The 22,563-nt window shown below is 62.8% G+C and carries 21 protein-coding genes; 16 read left to right on the top strand and 5 right to left on the bottom strand.

Annotation, left to right across the window (positions count from 1 at the left end):
* The first annotated feature begins 46 nt into the window (after nucleotides 1–46).
* Entirely contained in the window at nucleotides 47–1,555 is a 1,509-nt protein-coding gene (locus NKG59_RS19130; RefSeq protein ID WP_045203248.1) for a SpoVR family protein, read from the top strand.
* A 90-nt stretch (nucleotides 1,556–1,645) separates the two neighbouring features.
* On the opposite strand, the gene NKG59_RS19125 is transcribed toward NKG59_RS19130, so the two are convergent.
* Complete coding sequence (locus tag NKG59_RS19125; RefSeq protein ID WP_045203247.1) at nucleotides 1,646–1,924, bottom strand: DUF1488 family protein; 279 nt, start codon at nucleotides 1,922–1,924, stop codon at nucleotides 1,646–1,648.
* Between the two features lie 173 nt (nucleotides 1,925–2,097).
* Nucleotides 2,098–2,757, bottom strand: coding sequence for a response regulator transcription factor (locus tag NKG59_RS19120; protein WP_045203246.1), 660 nt, complete (start codon nucleotides 2,755–2,757; stop codon nucleotides 2,098–2,100).
* A 248-nt stretch (nucleotides 2,758–3,005) separates the two neighbouring features.
* Here NKG59_RS19120 and NKG59_RS19115 point away from each other — a divergent pair, with 248 nt between their 5' ends.
* The 4 genes from NKG59_RS19115 to NKG59_RS19100 all read left to right on the top strand — a co-directional run bounded on the left by NKG59_RS19115 (nucleotide 3,006) and on the right by NKG59_RS19100 (nucleotide 5,543).
* Complete coding sequence (locus NKG59_RS19115) at nucleotides 3,006–3,674, top strand: DUF2589 domain-containing protein (RefSeq protein WP_024975421.1); 669 nt, start codon at nucleotides 3,006–3,008, stop codon at nucleotides 3,672–3,674.
* Between the two features lie 109 nt (nucleotides 3,675–3,783).
* Nucleotides 3,784–4,557, top strand: a complete 774-nt coding sequence (locus tag NKG59_RS19110) for a DUF2589 domain-containing protein (RefSeq protein ID WP_253539939.1) — start codon at nucleotides 3,784–3,786, stop codon at nucleotides 4,555–4,557.
* Nucleotides 4,547–4,999: a lysozyme gene (locus NKG59_RS19105; RefSeq protein WP_012762196.1), complete on the top strand. Its 453-nt coding sequence runs from the start codon at nucleotides 4,547–4,549 to the stop codon at nucleotides 4,997–4,999. Before NKG59_RS19110 ends, NKG59_RS19105 begins: the two co-directional genes overlap by 11 nt.
* Before the next feature lie 34 nt (nucleotides 5,000–5,033).
* The gene (locus tag NKG59_RS19100) at nucleotides 5,034–5,543 is read left to right on the top strand and encodes a hypothetical protein (protein ID WP_045203244.1); all 510 of its coding nucleotides are present in this window, start codon (nucleotides 5,034–5,036) and stop codon (nucleotides 5,541–5,543) included.
* An 18-nt stretch (nucleotides 5,544–5,561) separates the two neighbouring features.
* On the opposite strand, the gene rnhA is transcribed toward NKG59_RS19100, so the two are convergent.
* Complete coding sequence (gene rnhA / locus NKG59_RS19095) at nucleotides 5,562–6,008, bottom strand: ribonuclease HI (RefSeq protein WP_045203243.1); 447 nt, start codon at nucleotides 6,006–6,008, stop codon at nucleotides 5,562–5,564.
* A 40-nt stretch (nucleotides 6,009–6,048) separates the two neighbouring features.
* On the bottom strand, nucleotides 6,049–6,954 hold the full coding sequence (locus NKG59_RS19090; RefSeq protein ID WP_253539937.1) for a class I SAM-dependent methyltransferase: 906 nt from the start codon (nucleotides 6,952–6,954) through the stop codon (nucleotides 6,049–6,051).
* On the opposite strand from NKG59_RS19090, the gene gloB reads away from it, so the two are divergent.
* The 8 genes from gloB to NKG59_RS19050 all read left to right on the top strand — a co-directional run bounded on the left by gloB (nucleotide 6,953) and on the right by NKG59_RS19050 (nucleotide 18,128).
* Complete coding sequence (gloB, locus tag NKG59_RS19085) at nucleotides 6,953–7,792, top strand: hydroxyacylglutathione hydrolase (RefSeq protein ID WP_253539936.1); 840 nt, start codon at nucleotides 6,953–6,955, stop codon at nucleotides 7,790–7,792. The two genes, NKG59_RS19090 and gloB, sit on opposite strands and share 2 nt — an antisense overlap.
* A 138-nt stretch (nucleotides 7,793–7,930) precedes the next feature.
* On the top strand, nucleotides 7,931–9,481 hold the full coding sequence (locus tag NKG59_RS19080) for a transglycosylase SLT domain-containing protein (protein WP_253539935.1): 1,551 nt from the start codon (nucleotides 7,931–7,933) through the stop codon (nucleotides 9,479–9,481).
* 145 nt (nucleotides 9,482–9,626) lie between these two features.
* A complete protein-coding gene (prpE, locus tag NKG59_RS19075) occupies nucleotides 9,627–11,528 on the top strand; it encodes a propionate--CoA ligase (RefSeq protein ID WP_253539934.1) in 1,902 nt (633 codons plus the stop codon).
* A gap of 345 nt (nucleotides 11,529–11,873) precedes the next feature.
* Nucleotides 11,874–13,010, top strand: coding sequence for a glutamine-hydrolyzing carbamoyl-phosphate synthase small subunit (gene carA / locus NKG59_RS19070; RefSeq protein ID WP_045203239.1), 1,137 nt, complete (start codon nucleotides 11,874–11,876; stop codon nucleotides 13,008–13,010).
* Between the two features lie 21 nt (nucleotides 13,011–13,031).
* The gene (gene leuE / locus NKG59_RS19065) at nucleotides 13,032–13,706 is read left to right on the top strand and encodes a leucine efflux protein LeuE (protein WP_253539933.1); all 675 of its coding nucleotides are present in this window, start codon (nucleotides 13,032–13,034) and stop codon (nucleotides 13,704–13,706) included.
* Between the two features lie 16 nt (nucleotides 13,707–13,722).
* The gene (gene carB, locus NKG59_RS19060) at nucleotides 13,723–16,968 is read left to right on the top strand and encodes a carbamoyl-phosphate synthase large subunit (protein ID WP_253539932.1); all 3,246 of its coding nucleotides are present in this window, start codon (nucleotides 13,723–13,725) and stop codon (nucleotides 16,966–16,968) included.
* 195 nt (nucleotides 16,969–17,163) lie between these two features.
* Nucleotides 17,164–17,640, top strand: a complete 477-nt coding sequence (greA, locus tag NKG59_RS19055) for a transcription elongation factor GreA (RefSeq protein ID WP_045203236.1) — start codon at nucleotides 17,164–17,166, stop codon at nucleotides 17,638–17,640.
* Between the two features lie 20 nt (nucleotides 17,641–17,660).
* A complete protein-coding gene (locus NKG59_RS19050) occupies nucleotides 17,661–18,128 on the top strand; it encodes a DUF4149 domain-containing protein (protein WP_045203235.1) in 468 nt (155 codons plus the stop codon).
* Between the two features lie 54 nt (nucleotides 18,129–18,182).
* Here NKG59_RS19050 and NKG59_RS19045 read toward each other — a convergent pair whose 3' ends face one another.
* Entirely contained in the window at nucleotides 18,183–18,683 is a 501-nt protein-coding gene (locus NKG59_RS19045; RefSeq protein ID WP_024975433.1) for a YhbY family RNA-binding protein, read from the bottom strand.
* Between the two features lie 108 nt (nucleotides 18,684–18,791).
* On the opposite strand from NKG59_RS19045, the gene NKG59_RS19040 reads away from it, so the two are divergent.
* The 3 genes from NKG59_RS19040 (at nucleotide 18,792) to folP (ending at nucleotide 22,485) form a co-directional block, all read left to right on the top strand.
* The gene (locus NKG59_RS19040) at nucleotides 18,792–19,457 is read left to right on the top strand and encodes an RlmE family RNA methyltransferase (RefSeq protein ID WP_253539929.1); all 666 of its coding nucleotides are present in this window, start codon (nucleotides 18,792–18,794) and stop codon (nucleotides 19,455–19,457) included.
* Between the two features lie 130 nt (nucleotides 19,458–19,587).
* Nucleotides 19,588–21,474, top strand: coding sequence for an ATP-dependent zinc metalloprotease FtsH (gene ftsH / locus NKG59_RS19035; RefSeq protein WP_004634256.1), 1,887 nt, complete (start codon nucleotides 19,588–19,590; stop codon nucleotides 21,472–21,474).
* Nucleotides 21,475–21,621: 147 nt separating this feature from the next.
* A complete protein-coding gene (folP, locus tag NKG59_RS19030; protein ID WP_253540137.1) occupies nucleotides 21,622–22,485 on the top strand; it encodes a dihydropteroate synthase in 864 nt (287 codons plus the stop codon).
* The last annotated feature ends 78 nt before the right edge of the window (nucleotides 22,486–22,563 follow it).

Raw genomic sequence — 22,563 nt, 5'->3', positions numbered from 1 at the left:
GAGCACGCCACCTGTGACCCTGTGTGATAGACCAACGGGAACGAGCATGGCCTACCTATCTACGGGCTCGGAATGGACCTTCGAGCTGATCAGGCGCTACGACCAAAGCATCGCCCAGATTGCCGCAGAGTTCGGCCTGGACACCTATCCGAACCAGATCGAGATCATCACCGCCGAGCAGATGCTCGATGCGTATGCGTCGTCGGGCTTGCCGCTGGGCTACAACCATTGGTCATACGGCAAGCACTTCCTTGCTTCGGAGCGCGGCTACCAGCGCGGCCTCATGGGGCTGGCGTACGAGATCGTCATCAACTCGAACCCCTGCATCGCTTATCTGATGGAGGAGAACACGATGCCGATGCAGGCGCTGACCATCGCGCATGCCTGCTACGGCCACAACTCCTTCTTCAAGGGCAATTACCTGTTCCGGACGTGGACGAACGCTGACGCCATCGTCGATTACTTGCTCTTCGCCAAGAACTACGTGGCCGAATGCGAGCAGCGCTACGGCGAGCAGGAGGTGGAACTGCTGCTCGACTCCTGCCATGCGTTGCAGAACTACGGGGTCGATCGCTATCGGCGGCCCAAGAAGCTGTCGATCAACGAAGAGCAGGCCCGCCAGGCGGAGCGCGAGAAATACCTTGAAGCGCAGGTGAACGACCTGTGGCGTACGCTGCCCACGCACCGGGCACGCGTGCTGGCGACGGCCGACGACGTGCCGGAGCCTGATCCGCAGTTTCCGCCCGAGCCGGAAGAGAACCTGCTGTACTTCATCGAGAAGAACGCGCCCAAGTTGCAGCCGTGGCAACGAGAAATCGTGCGCATCGTGCGCAAGATCGCGCAGTACTTTTATCCGCAGCGCCAGACCAAGGTGATGAACGAAGGCTGGGCCACCTTCTGGCACTACACCATCCTGCACAAGCTGTACGACGAAAAACTCGTCAACGATGCGTTCATGCTCGAGCTGCTTCAGGCGCATACCAACGTGATCTATCAGCCGCCGTTCAATAGCCCGTACTACAGCGGCCTGAACCCTTACACGCTGGGCTTTCTGATGTTCCAGGACATCCGGCGCATTTGCGAATCGCCGGAAGAAGAGGACTACCGCTGGGCGCCCGAGATTGCCGGCAGCGATTGGCAGAAGACACTCGACTTCGCCATGCGCAACTTCAAGGACGAGAGCTTCCTGCTGCAGTTCCTCTCGCCGCGCGTGATCCGCGAATTGAAGCTGTTTTCCGTGCTCGACGATGACCGCGACGCCAAGCTGCGCGTCACCGCCATCCATGACGACGATGGCTATCGCAAGATCCGCGAGTTGTTGGCAGGGCAATACGACTTGTCCAACATCGAGCCCAACATCCAGGTGACCAACGTAGACGTGGGCGGAGATCGCTCATTGACGCTGCGCCATTTGCAGAGCAGCCGCCGCCCGCTTGGGCCGAACTACGAAGAGATGCTGCGGCACGTCGTACGCCTATGGGGCTTTACGTGCCGGCTGGAGGTAGTCTACGAAGACGGGCGACGCGAGATGAAGCACGAGTGCAAACCTGACTAGCAGGCGCCTGCTTCCACAAGGCCAGCTTTGCGCTGGCCTTCTTTTTATTCGCTGCAGACGTAGATGTCGGCCATGCTGCTCACTGCGCAACTACATCCCGAAGCGGAAATGGCCGCTACGCAGCACGATGTTGTGCGAGTCGGTCAGCTTGAACAGCGAGCGCGCCATGTCTTCAATGGTGCCGCGGTGGCTTTCCATGGCTTGCAGCAGGTCCTCCTGCCGCCACGAGCGGGCGCCGAAATGTTCTTCGAGCGCTTCTGCGGTCACCGCATAGCACGCCGGAGTGCCGTCGACGCTGGCGGTGCAGGTGAGCGTGAGATCCGCGGCGCAATAGCGTGGCGGGCTGGTGTGGAACTCGATGATTTCCATGGGCGGCCTCCATGAAAAAACGGCGATGCACCGTGCGCCGCCTTCCAATCAGTGTATGGCGTGGTCGCGCGAATGCAACGTGGTCAGTCTAGTGTTTTCGCCCAGCGGTGAACCTCCAGGCCCGTGACGTCCGAAAATGCACCGGAGGCCACGGGCAGGTGCGCGTCGCGGCGCTACATCGCACACATCTGCAGGCGGACAAGGCTCGCCTTGCAGCGCGAGAGCCAGAGCGCGGCCTCGGTCCGGTTGTTGACGCCAATTTGCCGGAACAGCGCGTACAGATGGTTTTTGATGGTGCCTTCAGCTACGTTGAGCACGCGACAAATCTGCTTGTTGGACTTGCCCTCTGCAAGCAGTTGCAGCACCTCATGTTGCCGCGGCGTGAGTCGGCGCCAGAGTTCGGCCGGGCTTTCTCCTGAACTTTGGCGCGGATCGTCTGGAAACAGATTACTGATGGGCGGCAAGTAGACCGCGCCTGAGGTAATGCGCAGCAGGGCTTCGAGCAGAACGTCGGCCGTGGCTTGCCGGTCGACCACGCCGGCCGCGCCGAAGCGTAGCGCGTCGCCCACCACATGCCGGCCGACAGCTTGCACCGTCAGCAGCACGGGCACTTCCGGCAACACCGCTTTCAACTCCGACAGGCGCTGCCGTGCGTCGTCGTCCTGTGCGCTCCATTCCATCACGACAGCACTGGGTTCGGCTTGCCGGCAAGCCGGCCCGATTTGCACGGCGTAGTGAGTATCGATAAACACACCCTGCGCGTCGAGTGCATTCAATACATTGGACACACCTGCCGCAAAAAGCGGCAAGCTATCGATTACCAGAATATTCATCGACCCCTCGTACTTCAGTTAATTGTTTTCGGTGAAACCGATTATTTTGTAGAGCGGGATCGATCCGGATGCATTGAAACGGAAGTTCAGTGCCGAAAGTCACGGGCAGCCTATCGTCAGGTACTGGGCCGCTGTTCCGTGGCCTTGGCTGGGACTTTCGAGGCATCGAACCCCGCAGGAAAAACTCTTACTTTGGATTCGGGCACACAAACCTGTGCGTCCAAATAATTCAATGTGAGGAGTTTTAAATGGACAACGGACTTATCGGATCGGTTATCAATGCGCTGCCGATCGACAAGATGATCTCTGCGCCGCTGCAGGCGATGATCGCAGCGCAAACCTCGGCGGCAAAATCCTATGCGGATTTTCTGCTGCAGGTGTGTATTCAGAACGGCAAAGCCGTTGCGGTGCAATTTGACTACGACGAAACCATCGTCGACGAGAAGGGCGTGTCGCAGGGCACGATCCAGAAGACGATGCGCATTCCGTTGCTGTGCGCGGTCGTGCATCCGGTGATCGCCATCGAGGAAGGCACGATCGATTTCGAGCTGGAGATTTCGCAGTCGGAGAAATCGTCGTCCAGCACCGAGGCAGAAGGGTCGTTCCAGGCCAAGCTCGGCTGGGGCCCGTTCAGCGTCTCGGTCTCGGGCCGCGCCTCGCATAAGTCGGAGCAGACCCGCAGCACCGACACGCGTGCCAAGTACTCCTTCCACACCCAGGTCAAGCGTCAGAACCCGCCGGAAGCGCTGATGCGCGTGATGGAGTTCTTGACTGACGCGGCAACCAAGCCGGTGGTCGTCAAGGGCAAGGAGAACGACGTCAAGCCGCTGCCCGCCACGCCGACCGACGGCACGATGATCGGCGAAAAGGCGCCCGCTGGCGGCAACGCGCCGGCCCCGGCGCCGGCCAATCCCTAAGCCGCCACGGTGATGGATGCCGGCCGGCCTCCCCACGGCCGGTGTCCTGATCGGTGCGCGCTTGGCGCGCGCCGCCTATTGATCTGATCGATCCGACCGACCCGACACCATGTTCAATCTCTTCAGCCGCCGCGGGCGTGATGATGACCGTGCGTCGTCAGCGCCCGCCACACCGCCAGCGCCGCCCACCAGCGCGCCCCCAGCATCACCTGTGTCAGCGCAGCCCGCTGGGCCTTCCGATGCAGCGCCGTTTCCAGAGACTGCGTCCGATGCGCCTGCGCCGCCGCCAGGTTCGTCGCCGCCGGGCGGTGGCACCGGTGGTGGCAGCAACAGCCACGGTCATCCGGGCTTGAATGGCTTGACGCTCGACGACATCACGCGCGGCATGCAGCACGCCGCCGCGTCTGCCAACCAGATGCTTGCGCAGCAATACACCGCGCTGCTCGACCAGTTTTTCGATGCCGACGAGAGCGGCACGCTGGTCGCCCGCGAGGTGGAGCTCGCGCTCGACAGTCAGCACCGGCTGGCGCTGCCGCTGGTCTCGCTGGCGATGCCGCGCGGCATCGCGCTCGATGAAATGACGGTGAACATGACCGTGCGCAGCGACATCGCCGAGGCCCTGCCTTTACACGGTGCAGCCGCGGGCGGCGTTGGCCGGTTCTACGTCTCGCTTGCACCGCATTCCAAACGGGATACGGGCCGCGACAGCGAGCACATCGACATCGAGATGAAGTTCACGGCGCTGCAGCCGCCAGAAGCCGTGATGCGGCTGATTGACGAATACACGAATCGGCTGGTGCCAAGGCCCGTGCAGTCGAATGCCGGCGGCTCCGATGGCCGCGATAACACCAGCACGCCCCAGGAGAAGAGCGATGAGCACTGAGCACAACCCGCGCACCACCGGCGAGCGAGGCCTTGCGCTGATCAAGGAGTCGGAAGGACTGCGTCTGTCGACGTATCTGGATGCGGTTGGCAAACCGACGATCGGCTATGGCCACCTGATTCGGCCCGGCGAGACCTTCAACGGGCCGATCTCGCAGCAGCAGGCCGAAGCGCTGCTGCGCAAGGACCTCGCCGACACCGAGCAAGGCATTGCCAAGGCCGTGCGCGTGTCGATCACGCAGGGTCAGTTCGACGCGCTGGCGTCCTTCGTCTTCAACCTGGGAGCGGGGCGGCTGCGCTCGTCAACGCTGCTGCGCAAGCTCAACGCCGGCGATTACGCCGGCGCGGCCAACCAGTTCCTGCTGTGGGACAAGGCAGGCGGCAAGCCGCTCAAGGGGCTGACGAAGCGTCGTCAGGCCGAACGCAAGTTGTTCCTGTCCTGAGTCACTACCACGTTATTTCACCGGAGAAGCTCGCATGCATACCGAACCGATGTCCGTGATTCCAACCACCCGTCCGCGCCGCCTGTATCGCGTGCTGACCTGGCTTGCCGCCGCAGCCGTGGCGATCGGCGTGTCCTACGCCCGCGCGGCCGACAATGTCGCGCCAAGCTGCACGGCGGAGGCGCAGCGCATCCGCAGCGAACTCGGAAACCAGGATCTGCCGACGTTCAACGATCAAGCCGGGCGCTACCTGGCTGACACGCTGAATCAGCTTTACGCCTACGGCACGCTGCCCAACCGCTACGTGCCCGAGCGCCAAGCCAACTGGGAGCCGGGCACAAATCGCCCCGTCATGATGCAGAAGCGCAGCATCGGTGGTGATTTATGGGCGCAGACAGGCCTGTTGCAGGCCGATATCGACGATGGTCTTTCCAAGCGCGGCCCGCTGCGGCTGGTTTATGCGCAGGACGGCAAGCCGCAATACGTCACGACCACCGCCGCAAACGCGCCGCAGATCCCCACGCAGCGCTGCGCGGGCAAGTGAGGGAGCGCCCGGGGCGCGTCAGGCGCTTGCCTGGCGCGCCATCTCCACGCCTTTGTTGGCCAGCGCATCGGCGCGCTCGTTGCCGGGGTGGCCGGCATGGCCCTTGACCCAATGCCAGCTCACGTCATGGCCGGTGACGAGTTCGTCGAGCGTGCGCCAGAGGTCGTCGTTCTTGACCGGCTTCTTGTCGGCCGTCTTCCAGCCGCGCGCTTTCCAGCCAGCCAACCATTCGCTGATGCCTTTCTGCACGTATTGCGAATCGGTGTACACCTGCACCCGACACGGCCGCTTGAGCGCACGGAACGCCTCGATCACGGCCATCAGCTCCATGCGGTTGTTGGTGGTCAGCGCTTCGCCGCCAAAGAGTTCTTTTTCGTGGCTGCCCGAGACGAGCACGGTGCCCCAGCCGCCAAGGCCGGGGTTGCCTTTGCATGCGCCATCGGAATAGACGGTGACTTCCTGCATTGAGAAAACGATGGGTGATCAGTGAGTGGAACGGGCGCGATCAGGCGCCCGATTTGCCGTCACGCGCTGTGGCCGACGGCGCCTTGGTCGAATGCGAGCCCGAAGGCGTCGCGACCGGCGTACCGGCCGGCACCAGCGACGGCGACTTACGCGTCTTCCATGCCGGACCGACCAGGCGCATGGTGCGCACGCGCTTGACAGCCTGCAGCATGTAAACCGCGCCGAAGATCGGCCACCAGCGGTCGCCGGCCTTTTCCATGAAGGCGGTGCGCTGCAGCCATTTGTCGGAGCGATTAGGCGGGCAGTAGCAGCCGAAACGGCCGCGCACGATATCAAATCCGAGCAGCTTGAGCCAGTCTTTCAGGCGCGTGAACGCAATCATCTGGCTTTGCGCAGGCAGAAACGATTCCGTGCCCAGGCGGCGCATGCCCTGGCGCATGCCCCACAGGCTCAGTGGGTTGAAGCCGGTGATGACCAGACGCCCCTCGGGCATCAGCACGCGCGCCACTTCGCGCAGCACTTCATGCGGGTCATCCGTGAACTCCAGCACGTGGGGCAGCGCGACGAGGTCGATGCTCTGCGAAGCGAAGGGCAGTTCGTCATAGCGGCAGATGACGCGTGGTGTGGCCTGGCGCTGGGCCGTGCTGGTGTCGGGCTCTGCCTCGGCCGCATCGGCGGATTCGGCGGGATCGCCGTCCATCGGGTCGAGCGTTTCAGTGGGGGCCGTCGGATCGATGTCGTCCACCACACGCGCGATCAGCGGGATGCGGTTCTCGCGCAGCGCCCCAAAACCAGGGTGGCCGAGCTGCAGCGCGTGATAGCCGAACATGTCGGCCACCGTGCGATCGAACTGGGCCTGTTCCCAGCGCAGGACGTATTGCCCAGGCGGCGAAGCGAGCCAGTGGTGCCAATCTATAATGCGACGATCGTTAGAGGAGTCGGACATGGTCCAGGGTGGTGTGCCGCGTGGTGTAGCGCTTGAGGTCGAGGCGATCGCTGCGTTTGCCGACAATTATATTTGGGCACTACACGATGGTCGGGTGGCGGCGGTCGTCGATCCGGGCGACGCGCAACCGGTGCTGCGCTTCCTGAAGGAACGCGGGCTCGCGCTCGGTGCCATTGTAATCACACATCATCATGGCGATCACGTCGGCGGCGTGCGCGAACTGCTCGCGGCGTATCCGGAGAATCCCGAGGGTGTGCCGCTGCCGGTCATCGGCCCGGCGGGTGAATCGATTCCGGGCCGCACGCAGGCCGTGCGTGAAGGCGATGTCGTGACGCTCATGCAGCCGGCCGCCAAATTCCGGGTGATCGATGTGCCCGGCCACACCAGTGGTCACGTCGCCTATGTAGGGCACCTTCAGGGTAATGCCGCATCGGCGAGCCTGTTTTGTGGCGATACACTCTTCGCCACCGGTTGCGGCCGGCTTTTCGAGGGTACGCCTGCGCAGATGCGCGCGTCGCTGGCCAAGCTGGCGGCGCTGGCCCCCGATACGCGTGTCTACTGCGCGCATGAATACACTGCATCGAATGTGCGCTTTGCGCGTGCAGTCGAACCTGGCAACGCCGACTTGGCAGCCTGGGAGGATGAGGTAACGGCGTTGCGGGCCGAGGGCCGCTCGACTGTACCCACTACCGTTGGCCATGAGCGCGCGACCAATCCCTTCATGCGATCGGATGACGCCAATGTGACGCATGCCGTGGCACGCCATGCCGGTATCGACGCGGATGATCCGGTGGCGGTATTTGCCGCGTTGCGTCAGTGGAAGAACGATTTCCGTTGAGAATGCTGGGCGCGCGGCGATGCCGCGGCCACATGTGATGCATCCAGCAGGTGCGACGCCCGGTGAACGCGGGTTGACGCGGTCGGATGCGTTTCTTACTATCTGGGGCAATTTTTAGCCCTAACCTCACAGAACTTGATGCGATCCGTGCGACTTCTTGCGGCAACTGTGCTCAGTCTGCTCCTTGCGGCCTGTGCAACGGCCCCCGGGCCGAACGCCGACACAGCCAGCACCAGCGCCTCCACCGGCACCGGCCAAGCCCCTGCGCCGGTCGTCAATGTCGATCAGCAGCCCGTGGGGTCCCTGAAAGGGCCGGCCAAGGATCTCTGGGCGCGCATTCGCCAGGGTTTCTCCATGCCCGATCTCCAAAGCTCGGCTGTGGACGATCGTACCGACTGGTATGCGCAGCGCCCCGATGCCTTCCGCCGTATGGTGGATCGCTCCAACCGCTACCTGTATCACATCGTCGAAGAGCTGGAGCGGCGCAACATGCCCACGGAGTTGGCCCTGCTGCCGTTCGTGGAAAGCGCGTTCAACCCCCAGGCTGTATCGAGCGCCAAGGCCGCCGGGATGTGGCAGTTCATCCCGAGCACCGGCAAGACCTACAACCTCAAGCAGAACGTCTTCCAGGATGAGCGCCGCGATGTGCTTGCCTCGACCGATGCCGCGCTTGACTATCTATCCAAGCTGCACGACCAGTTTGGCGACTGGCAACTCGCGCTGGCTGCCTACAACTGGGGCGAAGGTGCGGTTGCGCGGGCGATTGCGCGCAACCAGGCAGCCGGCCTGTCGACCGATTACGTCAACCTGAACATGCCCGCCGAGACGCGCATGTACGTGCCCAAGCTCCAGGCAGTGAAGAACATCATCGCCAACCCGGAGCGCTACGGCGTCACGCTGCCCGAGATCCCGAACCATCCGTACTTCGTCACCGTCACAACGTCACGCGATATCGATGTGACGCTGGCCGCCAAGCTGGCCAATCTGCCGATGGATGAGTTCAAGGCGCTCAACCCATCGTTCAACCGGCCGGTGATCCTGGGCGCGTCTAACCCGCAGATCCTGCTGCCGTACGACAACGCCGAAACGTTCCAGTACAACCTGAATACTTATCACGGCGGTCTTTCGAGCTGGACGGCCGTGACGGTCGGTAACCGCGAGCGTGTGGAAGCGTTGGCGGCGCGGCTGAAGGTTGATCCCGACACCATTCGCGAGATCAACCGCATTCCGAAGGGCATGCGTTTGAAGGCCGGCTCCACCGTGGTCGTGCCGCGTGCCGACGGCGCCCAGGAAAACGCACCCGACATCAGCCCCGAATTGGCTGAGAACGCCACCATGGCGGTCGAACCCGACATGCCAGATCTCAGAAAGGTGGTGGTTCGCGCTGGCAAGCGCGACACGATTGCTGGTTTGTCGCGCCGCTACGGCGTGTCCGTTGCCCAGATTCGTGCGTGGAACCAGTTGCCTGGCGATGCCATCCCCAAGGGTCACAGCGTCGTGCTGATGCTGCCGCAAGCGCGCGGTGGCAGTCGCGGTGGGCATGTGCGCGTGATGCGCGTGTCGGCCACGACGGCGCGCGCCACAGCGGCAACCACGCGCGTGCCGACTGCGAAGGTGGCCGGCAAGCCGGTGGTCAAGGCTAAACCGGTGGCAACCTCATCGAGTTCGGCCAAGCGCAAGAAGCGCTGAGTCTGGCAAGAGAAACGGCGTCCTGCGGGGCGCCGTTTTGTTTTTGGGCGGCGGTAAGACCTGCGTAAGTTGGCGACCGCAAAGTAGGTGTATCTGAGCACAATCAAGATTGAGTCATCGAACACGATGGCCAGGAGACAACGTCATGTCCATGTCCGCCGCGTATCGCGCGCTGTATCAGCGCTCCATTGACGACCCCGCAGGCTTTTGGGGCGAGCAGGCCCAGCGCATCGAGTGGCAAACGCCGTATTCCGCAGTCCTCGACGATTCGCGCTTGCCGTTCGCCAAGTGGTTCGTGGGCGGACGCACCAATCTGTGCCACAACGCCGTCGACCGGCATCTCGCCACACGCGGCGAGCAAGCTGCGCTGGTGTATGTCTCCACCGAAACCGGCCTGGAGACCACGTACACGTATCGCCAGCTCCATCGCGAGGTCAACCGCATGGCGGCGAGCCTGCAGGCGCTGGGGGTCAGACGTGGCGATCGCGTGCTGATTTACCTGCCGATGATTCCCGAAGCTGCGTTTGCCATGCTGGCCTGTGCGCGCATCGGCGCGATCCACTCGGTGGTGTTCGGCGGTTTCGCATCCAACAGTCTCGCCACGCGCATCGACGACGCCACGCCGCGTGTGATCGTGAGTGCGGATGCGGGCTCGCGAGCGGGCAAGGTGGTCGAATACAAACCGTTGCTTGACGCAGCGATTGATCTAGCGGCGCACAAGCCCGAGCGCGTGCTGCTCGTCAATCGCAAACTCGCGCCCATGCAGCGCAACCCGCGCGATGTTGATTACGCAACGCTCGCTGCGGAGCACGCGAATGCCGATGTGCCGTGCGAATGGATGGAGTCGAGCGAGCCCTCGTACATCCTCTACACCTCCGGTACGACTGGCAAACCGAAAGGCGTCCAGCGCGACACCGGCGGCTATGCGGTGGCACTGGCGGCGTCGATGCCGCTCATTTTTGGCGCGCAGCCCGGCGACACGATGTTCACTGCATCGGATGTCGGCTGGGTGGTCGGGCACAGCTACATCGTTTATGCGCCGCTGCTCGCGGGCCTGACGACGGTCATGTACGAAGGCACGCCAATCCGCCCCGACGGCGCGGTCTGGTGGCGCATCGTCGAGCAATACCGCGTGAACGTGATGTTCACCGCGCCCACCGCCATTCGCGTGCTCAAGAAGCAGGATCCGGCGCTACTGCAGCGACATGATCTGTCGAGTCTGCGGCGCCTGTTCCTTGCCGGCGAGCCGCTGGACGAGCCCACCGCCAGCTGGATCGGCGAGGCGCTGCACAAGCCCATCGTCGACAACTACTGGCAGACCGAGACCGGCTGGCCGATGTTGGCCATTCCGCAAGGGGTCGAGCCTTCTGAGCAAAAGCTCGGCTCGCCGGGCTTTCCGGTCTACGGCTACAAACTCGACATCTTGGATGAGGCCACCGGAGAGCCATGCGCACCGGGCGAGAAAGGGCTTCTCGCCGTCGCTGCGCCGCTGCCGCCGGGCTGCATGACCACCGTTTGGGGCGACGATGCCCGTTTCCTGCAGACCTACTGGTCGGCGTTTCCAGGCCGGCACATCTATTCGAGCTTCGACTGGGGCGTGCGCGACGAGGGGGGCTACGTGACTATCCTCGGCCGCACCGACGATGTGATCAACGTGGCGGGCCACCGCCTCGGTACGCGCGAGATCGAAGAGAGTCTTTCGTCACATCCGGCCATCGCCGAGGTAGCGGTGGTGGGCGTGGCCGATCAACTCAAGGGGCAGGTGGCGATGGGGTTTGCCATCGTGCGTGATGCCTCGCGCATTACCGAGGCGGCGGGGCGTCTGGCCCTGGAGGGCGAACTGATGCGCACGGTCGAGGTGCAACTCGGCGCAGTGGCGCGGCCCTCGCGCGTATTCTTTGTCGGGGCCTTGCCCAAGACGCGCTCCGGAAAGCTGCTGCGCCGCGCAATGCAGGCCGTAGCGGAGGGCCGTGACCCGGGTGATCTGACCACCATCGAAGACCCCACGGCACTGGCTCAGGTGCAGGCTGCCATGCGAGGTGAGTAGGGCACTCCAAACGCGACGTTCTCATCCGCTTGGAGCTGGACGTAAGGGCATGACGGAAAGCCGCCATGCGGCTGGCGCTCGCCGTTAAGTCCTTCCTTTCATTGAGTTTTTTGCGGCGTCCGGGTATAATTTTTGGGTTTGAGTTCAGAAACCCATCACCCTAGCGCCAACCGCTTCCTACCTCCCGCCTACCGCCCCGTCTGCCTCGTTTCTCGGTGATTCCTGGTGAGTTCTGTCCCAGCCCGACTCGCGACTCGCGAACGGCCCGGATTCCGCGCAGCCGGAATTCCGCTTCGGCGACAAGGTGATCAGGTCGGCACAGGGTGAATCCAGCAGGAGCTACCCGTGTTGCCGTCTTTCCCGCCCGCCATCCTCGCGCTTGCAGACGGCACGGTCTTTCGTGGCTATTCCATCGGTGCGGCCGGTCATACGATCGGCGAAGTGGTGTTCAACACTGCCATCACCGGCTATCAGGAAATCCTCACCGATCCGAGCTACTCGCGCCAGATCGTCACGCTCACGTATCCGCATATCGGTAACGTCGGCGTGAACCGTGAGGACGTCGAAGCTACGAAAGTCCATGCCGCCGGCCTCATCATCAAGGATCTGCCGATCCTCGCGTCCAATTTCCGCAAGGAACACTCGCTCTCGCATTACCTCAAGGGTGAGAAGGTCGTCGCCATTGCCGGAATCGATACCCGCAAGCTGACCCGAATCCTGCGCGAGAAGGGCGCTCAGAACGGTTGCATTCTCGCCGGCGAAGACAACGTGCAGAAGGCCATTGATCTTGCACGCTCGTTCCCGGGCCTGTCGGGCATGGATCTGGCGAAGGTCGTGTCCGTGACCGAGCCGTACGAGTGGACCCAGACCGAATGGGCGCTGGGCCGCGGCTACGGCAAGCAGGACGCCCCGAAGTATCACGTGGTCGCGTATGACTTCGGAGTCAAGTTCAACATCCTGCGCATGCTGGCCGAGCGCGGCTGCCGAGTGACGGTGGTGCCCGCGCAAACCAGCGCGGCCGACGTGCTGACGCATAACCCGGACGGCGTGTTCCTCTCCAACGGCCCTGGCGATCCGGAGCCGTGCGACTACGCTATCGCTGCCGCCAAGGAATTCCTGGAGCGTCGCCTGCCGACGTTCGGCATCTGTTTGGGTCATCAGATCATGGGCCTGGCCGTCGGCGCCAAGACGCTCAAGATGAAGACCGGCCATCACGGTGCCAACCACCCGGTCAAGGATTTGCAGGATGGCCGCGTGGTCATCACCTCGCAGAACCACGGTTTTGCGGTGGACCCGGAATCGCTGCCCGCCAACGCGCGCGTGACGCACGTTTCGCTGTTCGACGGCACGCTGCAGGGCTTCGAGCTGACCGACCGTCCGGCGTTCTGCTTCCAAGGTCACCCGGAAGCGTCGCCCGGTCCACACGACATCGCGTATCTGTTTGACCGCTTCACCGCGGCGATGGACGCAGCCAAGCAGTAAAGCAAACGAGATCGCATCGCCATGAACGCTTTCATGCTCGCCCACTTCGGCATCACCGAGTTCTGGACCTTCCTGCTCGGCACGATCTTTATCGTGCTGCTGCCGGGGCCGAACTCGATGTACGTGCTGTCGGTGGCGGCCCGCCGCGGTGTGCGCGCGGGCTACCAGGGCGCCTGCGGCGTGTTTCTGGGCGATGCCATCCTGATGGTGTTGTCGGCAGCGGGCGTGGCTTCGCTGTTGAAGGCGAGTCCGGCGCTGTTCTACGTCGTGAAGTACGTCGGTGCGGCGTATCTGGCGTGGATCGGCCTACAGATGCTGCGTGGCGCGGTGCGCAATTGGCGCGCGCGCAAGGCCGGCGGGTCCGTCGAGCAGACCGCGGCCCCGGCCGACGAATCGCATCCGTTCAAGAAAGCGCTGGTCATCAGCCTGCTGAACCCGAAGGCGATCCTGTTCTTCATCTCGTTCTTCATCCAATTCGTCGACCCGCACTACGCGTTGCCGGTGGTGTCGTTCGTCGTGCTGGGGCTGGTCTGCCAGATCTGCAGTTTCCTGTACCTGACCACCATCATCTTCGTGGGCGCGCGGCTGGCCGCGGCGTTCCGCGCGCGACGACGTTTGTCTGCAGGTATGAGCAGCGGCGTCGGCGCCATGTTTATCGGCTTTTCCGCCAAGCTGGCGACGGCCACACTGAATTAATCGAATCGAGCGGGTTATGCCAAAACGTACAGATATCAAAACCATCCTGATCATCGGCGCGGGTCCGATCATCATCGGCCAGGCGTGTGAATTCGATTACTCCGGCGCGCAGGCTTGCAAGGCGCTCCGTGAAGAAGGCTTCAAGGTGGTCCTGGTCAACAGCAACCCGGCCACGATCATGACCGACCCGAACACGGCCGACGTGACCTACATCGAGCCGATCACCTGGGAAGTGGTCGAGCGCATCATCGCCAAGGAGCGTCCGGATGCGATCCTGCCGACCATGGGCGGCCAGACCGCGCTGAACTGCGCGCTGGACCTGCATCGCCATGGCGTGCTGAAGAAGTACAACGTCGAGCTGATCGGCGCATCGCCCGAGGCGATCGACAAGGCCGAAGACCGTCAGAAATTCAAAGACGCGATGACCAAGATCGGTCTGGGCTCGGCCAAGTCGGGCATTGCGCATTCGATGGACGAAGCCGTGGCCGTGCAGTCGCAAATCGCCAAGGAAACCGGCACGAGCGGCTACCCGATCGTGATCCGCCCGTCGTTCACGCTGGGCGGCACGGGCGGCGGCATTGCCTACAACCGCGAAGAATTCGAAGAGATCTGCAAGCGCGGTCTCGACCTCTCGCCGACCAACGAGCTGCTGATCGAAGAGTCGCTGCTCGGCTGGAAGGAATACGAGATGGAAGTCGTGCGCGATAAGGCCGACAACTGCATCATCGTCTGCTCGATCGAAAACCTGGACCCGATGGGCATCCACACCGGTGACTCCATCACCGTGGCCCCGGCACAGACGCTGACCGACAAGGAATACCAGATCCTGCGTAACGCCTCGCTGGCCGTGCTGCGCGAGATCGGTGTGGATACGGGTGGTTCGAACGTGCAGTTCTCGATCAATCCACAGGACGGCCGGATGATCGTGATCGAGATGAACCCGCGTGTGTCGCGTTCGTCGGCGCTGGCTTCGAAGGCCACCGGTTTCCCGATCGCCAAGGTTGCTGCCAAGCTGGCCGTGGGTTACACGCTGGACGAACTGAAGAACGAAATCACCGGTGGCGCGACCCCGGCGTCGTTCGAGCCGTCGATCGACTACGTGGTCACCAAGGTGCCGCGTTTCGCGTTCGAGAAATTCCCGCAGGCCGACAGCCACCTGACCACGCAGATGAAGTCTGTGGGCGAGGTGATGGCCATGGGCCGTACCTTCCAGGAATCGTTTCAGAAGGCACTGCGCGGCCTGGAAGTCGGCGTGGATGGCCTGGACGAAAAGTCCACCGACCGCGACGAGATCATCGAAGAGATCGGTGAAGCCGGTCCGGATCGCATCTGGTACCTGGGCGATGCATTCCGCCTGGGCCTGTCGATCGACGAGGTCTATTCCGAGACCGCCGTTGACCCCTGGTTCCTCGCGCAGATCGAAGACATCGTCAAGACCGAAGCGCTGGTCAAGGCTCGCACGCTGGAGAGCCTGTCGGCTGCCGAGCTGCGTCTGCTCAAGCAGAAGGGCTTCTCCGACCGCCGCCTTGCCAAGCTGATGAAGACGACTTCCAAGGCCGTGCGTGAGAAGCGTATCGCCGAGAAGGTCCGTCCGGTCTACAAGCGTGTTGACACCTGCGCTGCCGAATTCGCCACCGATACCGCGTATCTGTACTCGACGTATGAGGCTGAGCACGGCGAGTGCGAAGCCGAGCCGACCAGCAACAAGAAGATCATGGTTCTGGGCGGTGGCCCGAACCGGATCGGCCAAGGCATCGAGTTCGACTACTGCTGCGTGCACGCTGCGCTGGCGCTGCGCGAAGACGGGTACGAGACCATCATGGTCAACTGCAACCCGGAAACCGTCTCGACCGATTACGACACCTCCGACCGCCTGTACTTCGAGCCGGTGACGCTGGAAGACGTGCTCGAGATCGTCGACAAGGAAAAGCCGGTCGGCGTGATCGTGCAATACGGTGGCCAGACCCCGCTGAAGCTCGCGCTCGACCTGGAAGCCAACGGCGTGCCCATCATCGGCACGTCGCCGGACATGATCGATGCGGCCGAAGATCGCGAGCGCTTCCAGAAGCTGCTGCACGAGCTGGGCCTGCGCCAGCCGCCCAACCGCACCGCGCGTGCGGAAGACGAGGCGCTCAAGCTGGCCGAAGAAATTGGCTACCCGCTGGTGGTGCGCCCGTCGTACGTGCTCGGCGGCCGTGCGATGGAAATCGTGCATGAGCCGCGCGACCTCGAGCGCTATATGCGTGAAGCCGTGAAGGTGTCGAACGACAGCCCTGTGCTGCTCGACCGCTTCCTGAACGACGCCATCGAATGCGACGTGGATTGCATCTCCGATGGCAAGAACGTCTTCATCGGCGGCGTGATGGAGCACATCGAGCAGGCTGGCGTGCACTCGGGCGACTCCGCTTGCTCGCTGCCGCCGTACTCGCTGTCGCAAGCCACCGTTGATGAGCTCAAGCGCCAGACTGCAGCGATGGCCAAGGCGCTGAACGTGGTTGGCCTGATGAACGTGCAGTTCGCGATCCAGCAGAGGGACGGCGAGGACATCGTTTACGTGCTGGAAGTGAACCCGCGCGCTTCGCGTACGGTGCCGTACGTTTCGAAGGCGACCGGTGTGTCGTTGGCCAAGGTCGCGGCGCGTTGCATGGCGGGGCAGTCGCTGGATTCGCAAGGCATCGAAAAGGAAGTCGTGCCGGCGTACTACAGCGTCAAGGAAGCCGTGTTCCCGTTCAACAAGTTCCCGGGTGTCGACCCGGTGCTTGGACCGGAAATGCGCTCCACCGGCGAAGTGATGGGCGTTGGCAAGACCTTTGGCGAGGCGCTCTTCAAGAGTCAGCTGGCTGCCGGTTCGCGCCTGCCCGAGAAGGGCACCGTGCTGATGACGGTCAAGGACAGCGACAAGCCGCAAGCCGTGGAAGTTGCCCGCGCGCTGCATACGCTGGGCTACCCGATCGTGGCGACGCGCGGTACGGCTTCGGCCATTGAAGCCGCCGGCATTCCGGTGCGTGTGGTGAACAAGGTGAAGGACGGCCGTCCGCACATTGTCGACATGATCAAGAACAGCGAGATCGCGCTCGTCTTCACGACCGTCGACGAGACGCGCGCCGCGATTGCTGACTCGCGCTCCATCCGTCAGGCAGCATTGGCCCAGCGTGTGACCTACTACACGACCATTGCCGGTGCTCGTGCCGCGGTGGAAGGTCTGAAGCACATGCAGCACCTCGATGTGTATGACCTGCAGGGCCTGCACGCGACCCTGTAAGCCCGCCCTCAGGGCCCGCGACGCGGCATAGCGTCGCGGCGACCGCCCTGAGAGCGGGCAGTTGCCGCCTCCGGACGGTTCGCCTAAACTAGAGCGTCCGTGTCAAAACAACGACAGCCGCCGTCAGGCGGGTGTGCGCTACGCGCCCTCCCGCTTCGCAGCGGCTGATTTTTTTGTGATTCCGAAATACTTACGATGAGCACCATTCCGATTACCAAGCGCGGTGCCGAGATGCTGAAAGACGAACTCCAACGTCTGAAGACCAAGGAGCGTCCGGCCGTCGTCAACGCCATCGCCGAGGCGCGTGCCCAGGGCGATCTGTCCGAAAACGCCGACTATGATGCCGCCAAGGAGCGCCAGGGCTTCATCGAAGGCCGTATCCAGGAAATCGAAGGCAAGCTATCCGCCGCGCAGATCATCGATCCGGCTTCGCTGGATGCCGACGGTCGCATCGTTTTTGGCGCAACCATTGATCTGGAAGATTTGGATTCGGGCAAGCCCGTCACGTACCAGATCGTCGGCGATGACGAAGCCGATCTGGATACCGGTAAGATTTCGATCAGCTCGCCGATCGCCCGTGCATTGATCGGCAAGTTCGAGGGCGACGTCGCCACCGTGGTCGCCCCCGGCGGCGAGCGCGAGTACGAAGTCCTAGCCGTCAAGTACCTCTAACCCGATCCGAGACAGCCGCCATGCCGCAGCGCTTCTTCCAGTTGCTTGCCACGGTATGGTGTGGCTCGCTCTGGACCATCGGTTACATCGTCGCTCCGACGCTGTTTGCGATGCTGGACGATCGCCAGTTGGCCGGCTCGATTGCCGGCCGGTTGTTTCATGCGCAAGCGTGGATCGGCCTGGCGACAGGATGTTTGCTCCTGCTGGCTGCCACGGCGCTGGTGCGTCGCGGTCAGGCCGGATACCGGCGGCTGCGCTGGCTTGTGCTGGCGATGCTGCTTTGCGTGCTGGTGGGCTATTTCGGTCTGCAGCCCTTCATGGCGTCGCTGCGCGCACAGGCCGATGCGCTAGGCGTAGCGGTGGGGGATTCGCCTTACCGCGCACAGTTTGGCATGCTGCACGGCGTATCGAGCGTGTTCTATCTGGTGCAGAGCCTGCTTGGGTTAGTGCTGATCTGGAAGGCGGCCGATGTTCGGCAAGCCGTTTGAGAAAAAAAAGACCGGCTGAAAAGCCGGTCGTTTTTTGTACGGCCCCGGATCGGATCAGGACAGCGCCTTCTTTTTCTGGCTGGTTTGACGCGGCTTGGCGCGCTTGACGTTGCCACCGGCCGTGACGCGTTCGTTGCCAAGCACGCTCAGGCGGACCGGCTTCGGGCGACGTGCGCTGTTCGGGTTTGGCTTGCGCACGGTGACGGAGCGCGGACCGGCGCCAACGGTAGTCTTGCGTGGCGGCTTGAGGTCGCGCGGCTGGTTTTCCTTCAGGTACGCCGGGCCTTCGCGCCAGATCACCAGCAGCTTGCCGATGTGCTGTACGGGGGCGGCCTGCAGGCGGGCGCAGATGGTGTCATAAAGCTCAATGCGTGCTTCGCGGTCATCGCCGAAGACGCGAATCTTGATCAGCCCGTGGGCCGCCAGCGAGCGGTCGATTTCGGCCAGAACGGGCTTGGTCAGGCCCTCCGCACCGATGATGACGACCGGGTTCAACGCGTGCGCTTCGGAGCGCAGTTCCGATCGTTGGGCAGGGGTGAGGATAAGGGCGGGCATAAATAAGGGCGGGATCACGCAAAGAGACAAACGGCGCGTATTATCCGCCAAAACCAGTCCGGGCTGCCATGTTTGGCGCTACATTCGGGCGAAATTGCAACCAATTCGATGGCAAAGAACAAGTTCAACCAGTCGTGGCTGCACGACCATATCAACGATCCGTACGTAAAGCTGGCGCAGCGCGAAGGCTATCGCGCACGTGCCGCCTACAAGCTCAAAGAGATTGACGAGCAAGACAAGCTGATCAAGCCGGGCCAGGTCATCGTTGACCTGGGCGCCGCGCCGGGCAGCTGGAGCCAATACGTGCGCAACAAGCTGGCCGCATCGCCGCGCGCCAAGGATGGCCGTATCGATGGGGCAATCGTCGCCATCGACATCTTGCCGATGGAAGCCATTGCCGACGTCACTTTCATCCAGGGCGACTTTCGTGAGGACGACGTTTTCCGGCAACTCGAAGAAATCGTGCTGGAAGCCACCGGTGGGGGCAAAGTGGACCTTGTTTTGTCCGATATGGCCCCCAATCTCTCAGGTGTGGCGTCAGCAGACGCCGCGCGTATGGAGCACATCGCTGAACTGGCTGTGGAATTTGCCATAGCGCACCTGAAACCTGAGGGCGCGCTGCTGATCAAATGTTTTCACGGCAGCGGCTATAGTCAGATCGTCGAGATGTTCAAGCGCCATTTCAAGATCGTTGCGCCGCGCAAGCCTAAAGCCTCCCGCGACAAATCGTCCGAAACATTCTTGTTGGGCCGGCAGCTCAAGCATCCGGGCTGACGGACGATACTCACAGAGGGGCCCCGGCTGGCATGGTGGTGCCTCGGTCTTGCGGGCAATCAACCCGCGGCGGTGTCCGTGCATTACAATGCCAAGCATCCCGTCAAGGCATTTCTAAAGGAGTCTCGCCTTGAATAACAACTGGTTTCAGAAGGCGGCCATCTGGCTGGTGATTGCCTTGGTGCTGTTCACCGTCTTCAAGCAGTTCGACAAGCCGCGCACCCAAGAGGGTGTGACGTACTCGCAATTCATGGATGACGCGAAGGCTGGCAAGGTTAAACGCGTCGAAGTCCAGGGCCGCACGTTGTTGGTCACGCCCAACGAGGGCAACAAGTACTCAATCATCTCGCCCGGCGACATCTGGATGGTGGGCGACCTGATGAAGTACGGCGTGCAGGTGACCGGCAAGGCGGAAGAAGAGCAAGGTGTGCTTCTCACCGCTCTTTACTACCTTGGCCCGACGTTGCTGATCATCGTGTTCTGGTTCTACATGATGCGGCAGATGCAGGGCGGTGGGAAAGGCGGCGCCTTCTCGTTCGGCAAGTCGCGGGCGCGACTGATCGATGAGAACAACAACAGCGTCACGTTTGCTGACGTGGCAGGCTGTGATGAGTCGAAGGAGGAAGTCGTCGAGCTGGTCGACTTCCTGAAAGACCCGCAGAAATTCCAGAAGCTGGGCGGGCGCATCCCTCGCGGCGTACTGCTGGTGGGCCCTCCGGGTACTGGCAAGACGCTGCTGGCTCGCGCCATTGCTGGCGAAGCCAAGGTGCCGTTCTTCAGCATCTCCGGTTCGGACTTCGTTGAAATGTTCGTCGGCGTGGGCGCAGCCCGCGTGCGCGACATGTTCGAAAACGCCAAGAAGCAGGCTCCTTGCATCGTGTTCATCGATGAAATCGATGCGGTCGGTCGCCACCGCGGCGCCGGCATGGGCGGCGGCAACGACGAGCGCGAGCAGACGCTGAACCAGATGCTGGTCGAGATGGATGGCTTCGAGGCCAACTCGGGCGTTATCGTGATCGCGGCAACCAACCGTGCTGACGTGCTCGACAAGGCGCTGCTGCGTCCGGGCCGTTTCGACCGTCAGGTCTACGTTGGGCTGCCCGACATTCGCGGCCGCGAGCAGATTCTCAAGGTGCACATGCGCAAGGTGCCGATTGGCAACGACGTTGATGCATCGGTGCTGGCGCGTGGCACGCCGGGCTTCTCGGGCGCTGATCTGGCCAACCTGGTCAACGAAGCTGCGCTGTTTGCTGCGCGCCGTAACAAGCGCGTGGTCGACATGCAGGACTTCGAAGATGCGAAGGACAAGATCTACATGGGTCCGGAGCGCAAGTCGGCTGTGATCCGCGAAGAGGAACGCCGCGCTACGGCGTACCACGAGTCGGGCCATGCGGTGGTGGCCAAGCTGCTGCCGAAGGCTGATCCGGTGCACAAGGTCACGATCATGCCGCGCGGCTGGGCTGGCGGTCTGACGTGGCAACTGCCGGAGCACGACAAGCACTACGCCTATAAGGACACGATGCTCGAAGAGGTCGCGATTCTGTTCGGTGGCCGTGCTGCAGAAGAGGTGTTCCTGGGTGCAATGAGTACCGGTGCCTCCAACGACTTCGAGCGTGCCACCAAGATGGCCCGCGACATGGTGACGCGCTATGGCATGAGCGACGCACTCGGCACCATGGTCTACGTCGATACGGAACAGGACGGCTTCTTCGGCCGCATGGCCTCGAAGACGGTGTCCGAGGCGACGCAACAGAAGGTGGATTCGGAAATCCGCCGTATCGTGGACGAACAGTACGCCCTGGCCAAGGGGCTGCTGGAAGCGAATCGCGAGAAGGTTGAAGCCATGACTGCGGCGCTGCTTGAGTGGGAAACCATCGACGCGGACCAAGTCAACGACATCATGGACGGCAAGCCGCCGCGCCCGCCGCGTTACGGCTCGACTGGTGGTGGAAGCACCCCGCCGGGTGGAGGTACGCCGGCTGGTGTGAACCCGGGCAACGTGCCTGCCACCGCCTGATGGTGATTCCTTAGCTTGTGTCGCCCTGGCAGCGACGCAAAAGAGCCGGTGCAAGCGCACCGGCTTTTTTGTTGGCGCTTTCTGGCGTGCCTGGCGTAGCATTCCGGTCCTGCGCAGCATTTCCGTCTATCTATCTTGTCCGCTTCCATTCCCACCACAACGCACTTCCAGTGTGGTCGCTTCCGTTACGCGCGCGATCAGCGTCCGCTGGTCATGGGCATTCTCAACGTCACGCCCGATTCGTTCTCTGACGGTGGGCAGCACGCCACGCGCGATGCGGCCTTGCGCCACGCTGAAAAACTGATCGCTGAAGGCGTCGACATGATCGACATCGGCGGCGAGTCGAGCCGGCCGGGCGCCGAGCCGCTCAGCCTGCAGGCAGAGTTGGACCGCGTGATGCCCATCGTCGAGGCGTTACACGACTGCGGAAAACCGCTGTCGATCGATACTTATAAGCCCGAGGTGATGCGTGCCGCGCTGGATGCCGGCGCCGATCTGATCAACGACATATGGGGCTTTCGCCGGCCTGGCGCGATCGAGGCTGTCGCCGGGGGCAACGCGGGCCTGTGCGTCATGCACATGCAGCGCGACCCTGAAACGATGCAGGAATCGCCCAGCTATGCCGACCTGATGGGCGAGGTTGAGACCTTCCTGTGTGCGCAAACAGAGGCGCTGATGGCTGCTGGCGTGGCGGCCGAACGTATCTCGCTCGACCCGGGATTTGGCTTTGGCAAAACGCCGGATCACAATCTCACCATGCTCAATCGCTTGGCGGAGTTCAATCGGATCGGTCTGCCGCTGCTCGTCGGTTTATCGCGCAAATCGACGCTCGGCGCTGTGCTGGGCGGCAAACCGCCGGCCGAGCGCGTGACGGCCAGTGTGGCGGCAGCATTGCTGGCCGCAGAGCGGGGCGCGTTCATCGTGCGTGTGCACGACGTGCGGCCAACGGTGGAAGCGATTCAACTGTGGTGGGCGATGCGTCATGAACGCGCCGATCCGCCAGTCGCCTGACAGCCGCCCCAGCCTCACGCGGCTGGGGGTCAAGCAAATAGAGGATTGCCCGGCGATGGCCGGCGCCTTACAAACAAA

Origin of the sequence: Ralstonia chuxiongensis, assembly GCF_024158925.1 — a bacterium.
Classification (GTDB): Bacteria; Pseudomonadota; Gammaproteobacteria; order Burkholderiales; family Burkholderiaceae; genus Ralstonia; species Ralstonia chuxiongensis.
Note: the sequence above shows the minus strand (reverse complement) of the source record. Positions and strands in the feature narration are given on the sequence as shown.

Bases quoted from the DNA above. Each gene is read 5' to 3' on its own strand.
- NKG59_RS19105 (WP_012762196.1), top strand. From the start codon at position 4,547: ATGAGCACTGAGCACAACCCGCGCACCACCGGCGAGCGAGGCCTTGCG.
- NKG59_RS19110 (WP_253539939.1), top strand. From the start codon at position 3,784: ATGTTCAATCTCTTCAGCCGCCGCGGGCGTGATGATGACCGTGCGTCG.
- NKG59_RS19080 (WP_253539935.1), top strand. From the start codon at position 7,931: ATGCGATCCGTGCGACTTCTTGCGGCAACTGTGCTCAGTCTGCTCCTT.
- NKG59_RS19090 (WP_253539937.1), bottom strand. From the start codon at position 6,954: ATGTCCGACTCCTCTAACGATCGTCGCATTATAGATTGGCACCACTGG.
- NKG59_RS19115 (WP_024975421.1), top strand. From the start codon at position 3,006: ATGGACAACGGACTTATCGGATCGGTTATCAATGCGCTGCCGATCGAC.
- NKG59_RS19120 (WP_045203246.1), bottom strand. From the start codon at position 2,757: ATGAATATTCTGGTAATCGATAGCTTGCCGCTTTTTGCGGCAGGTGTG.
- NKG59_RS19100 (WP_045203244.1), top strand. From the start codon at position 5,034: ATGCATACCGAACCGATGTCCGTGATTCCAACCACCCGTCCGCGCCGC.
- NKG59_RS19045 (WP_024975433.1), bottom strand. From the start codon at position 18,683: ATGCCCGCCCTTATCCTCACCCCTGCCCAACGATCGGAACTGCGCTCC.
- prpE (WP_253539934.1), top strand. From the start codon at position 9,627: ATGTCCATGTCCGCCGCGTATCGCGCGCTGTATCAGCGCTCCATTGAC.
- NKG59_RS19050 (WP_045203235.1), top strand. From the start codon at position 17,661: ATGCCGCAGCGCTTCTTCCAGTTGCTTGCCACGGTATGGTGTGGCTCG.
- greA (WP_045203236.1), top strand. From the start codon at position 17,164: ATGAGCACCATTCCGATTACCAAGCGCGGTGCCGAGATGCTGAAAGAC.
- carB (WP_253539932.1), top strand. From the start codon at position 13,723: ATGCCAAAACGTACAGATATCAAAACCATCCTGATCATCGGCGCGGGT.
- leuE (WP_253539933.1), top strand. From the start codon at position 13,032: ATGAACGCTTTCATGCTCGCCCACTTCGGCATCACCGAGTTCTGGACC.
- NKG59_RS19130 (WP_045203248.1), top strand. From the start codon at position 47: ATGGCCTACCTATCTACGGGCTCGGAATGGACCTTCGAGCTGATCAGG.
- NKG59_RS19040 (WP_253539929.1), top strand. From the start codon at position 18,792: ATGGCAAAGAACAAGTTCAACCAGTCGTGGCTGCACGACCATATCAAC.
- rnhA (WP_045203243.1), bottom strand. From the start codon at position 6,008: ATGCAGGAAGTCACCGTCTATTCCGATGGCGCATGCAAAGGCAACCCC.
- gloB (WP_253539936.1), top strand. From the start codon at position 6,953: ATGGTCCAGGGTGGTGTGCCGCGTGGTGTAGCGCTTGAGGTCGAGGCG.
- NKG59_RS19125 (WP_045203247.1), bottom strand. From the start codon at position 1,924: ATGGAAATCATCGAGTTCCACACCAGCCCGCCACGCTATTGCGCCGCG.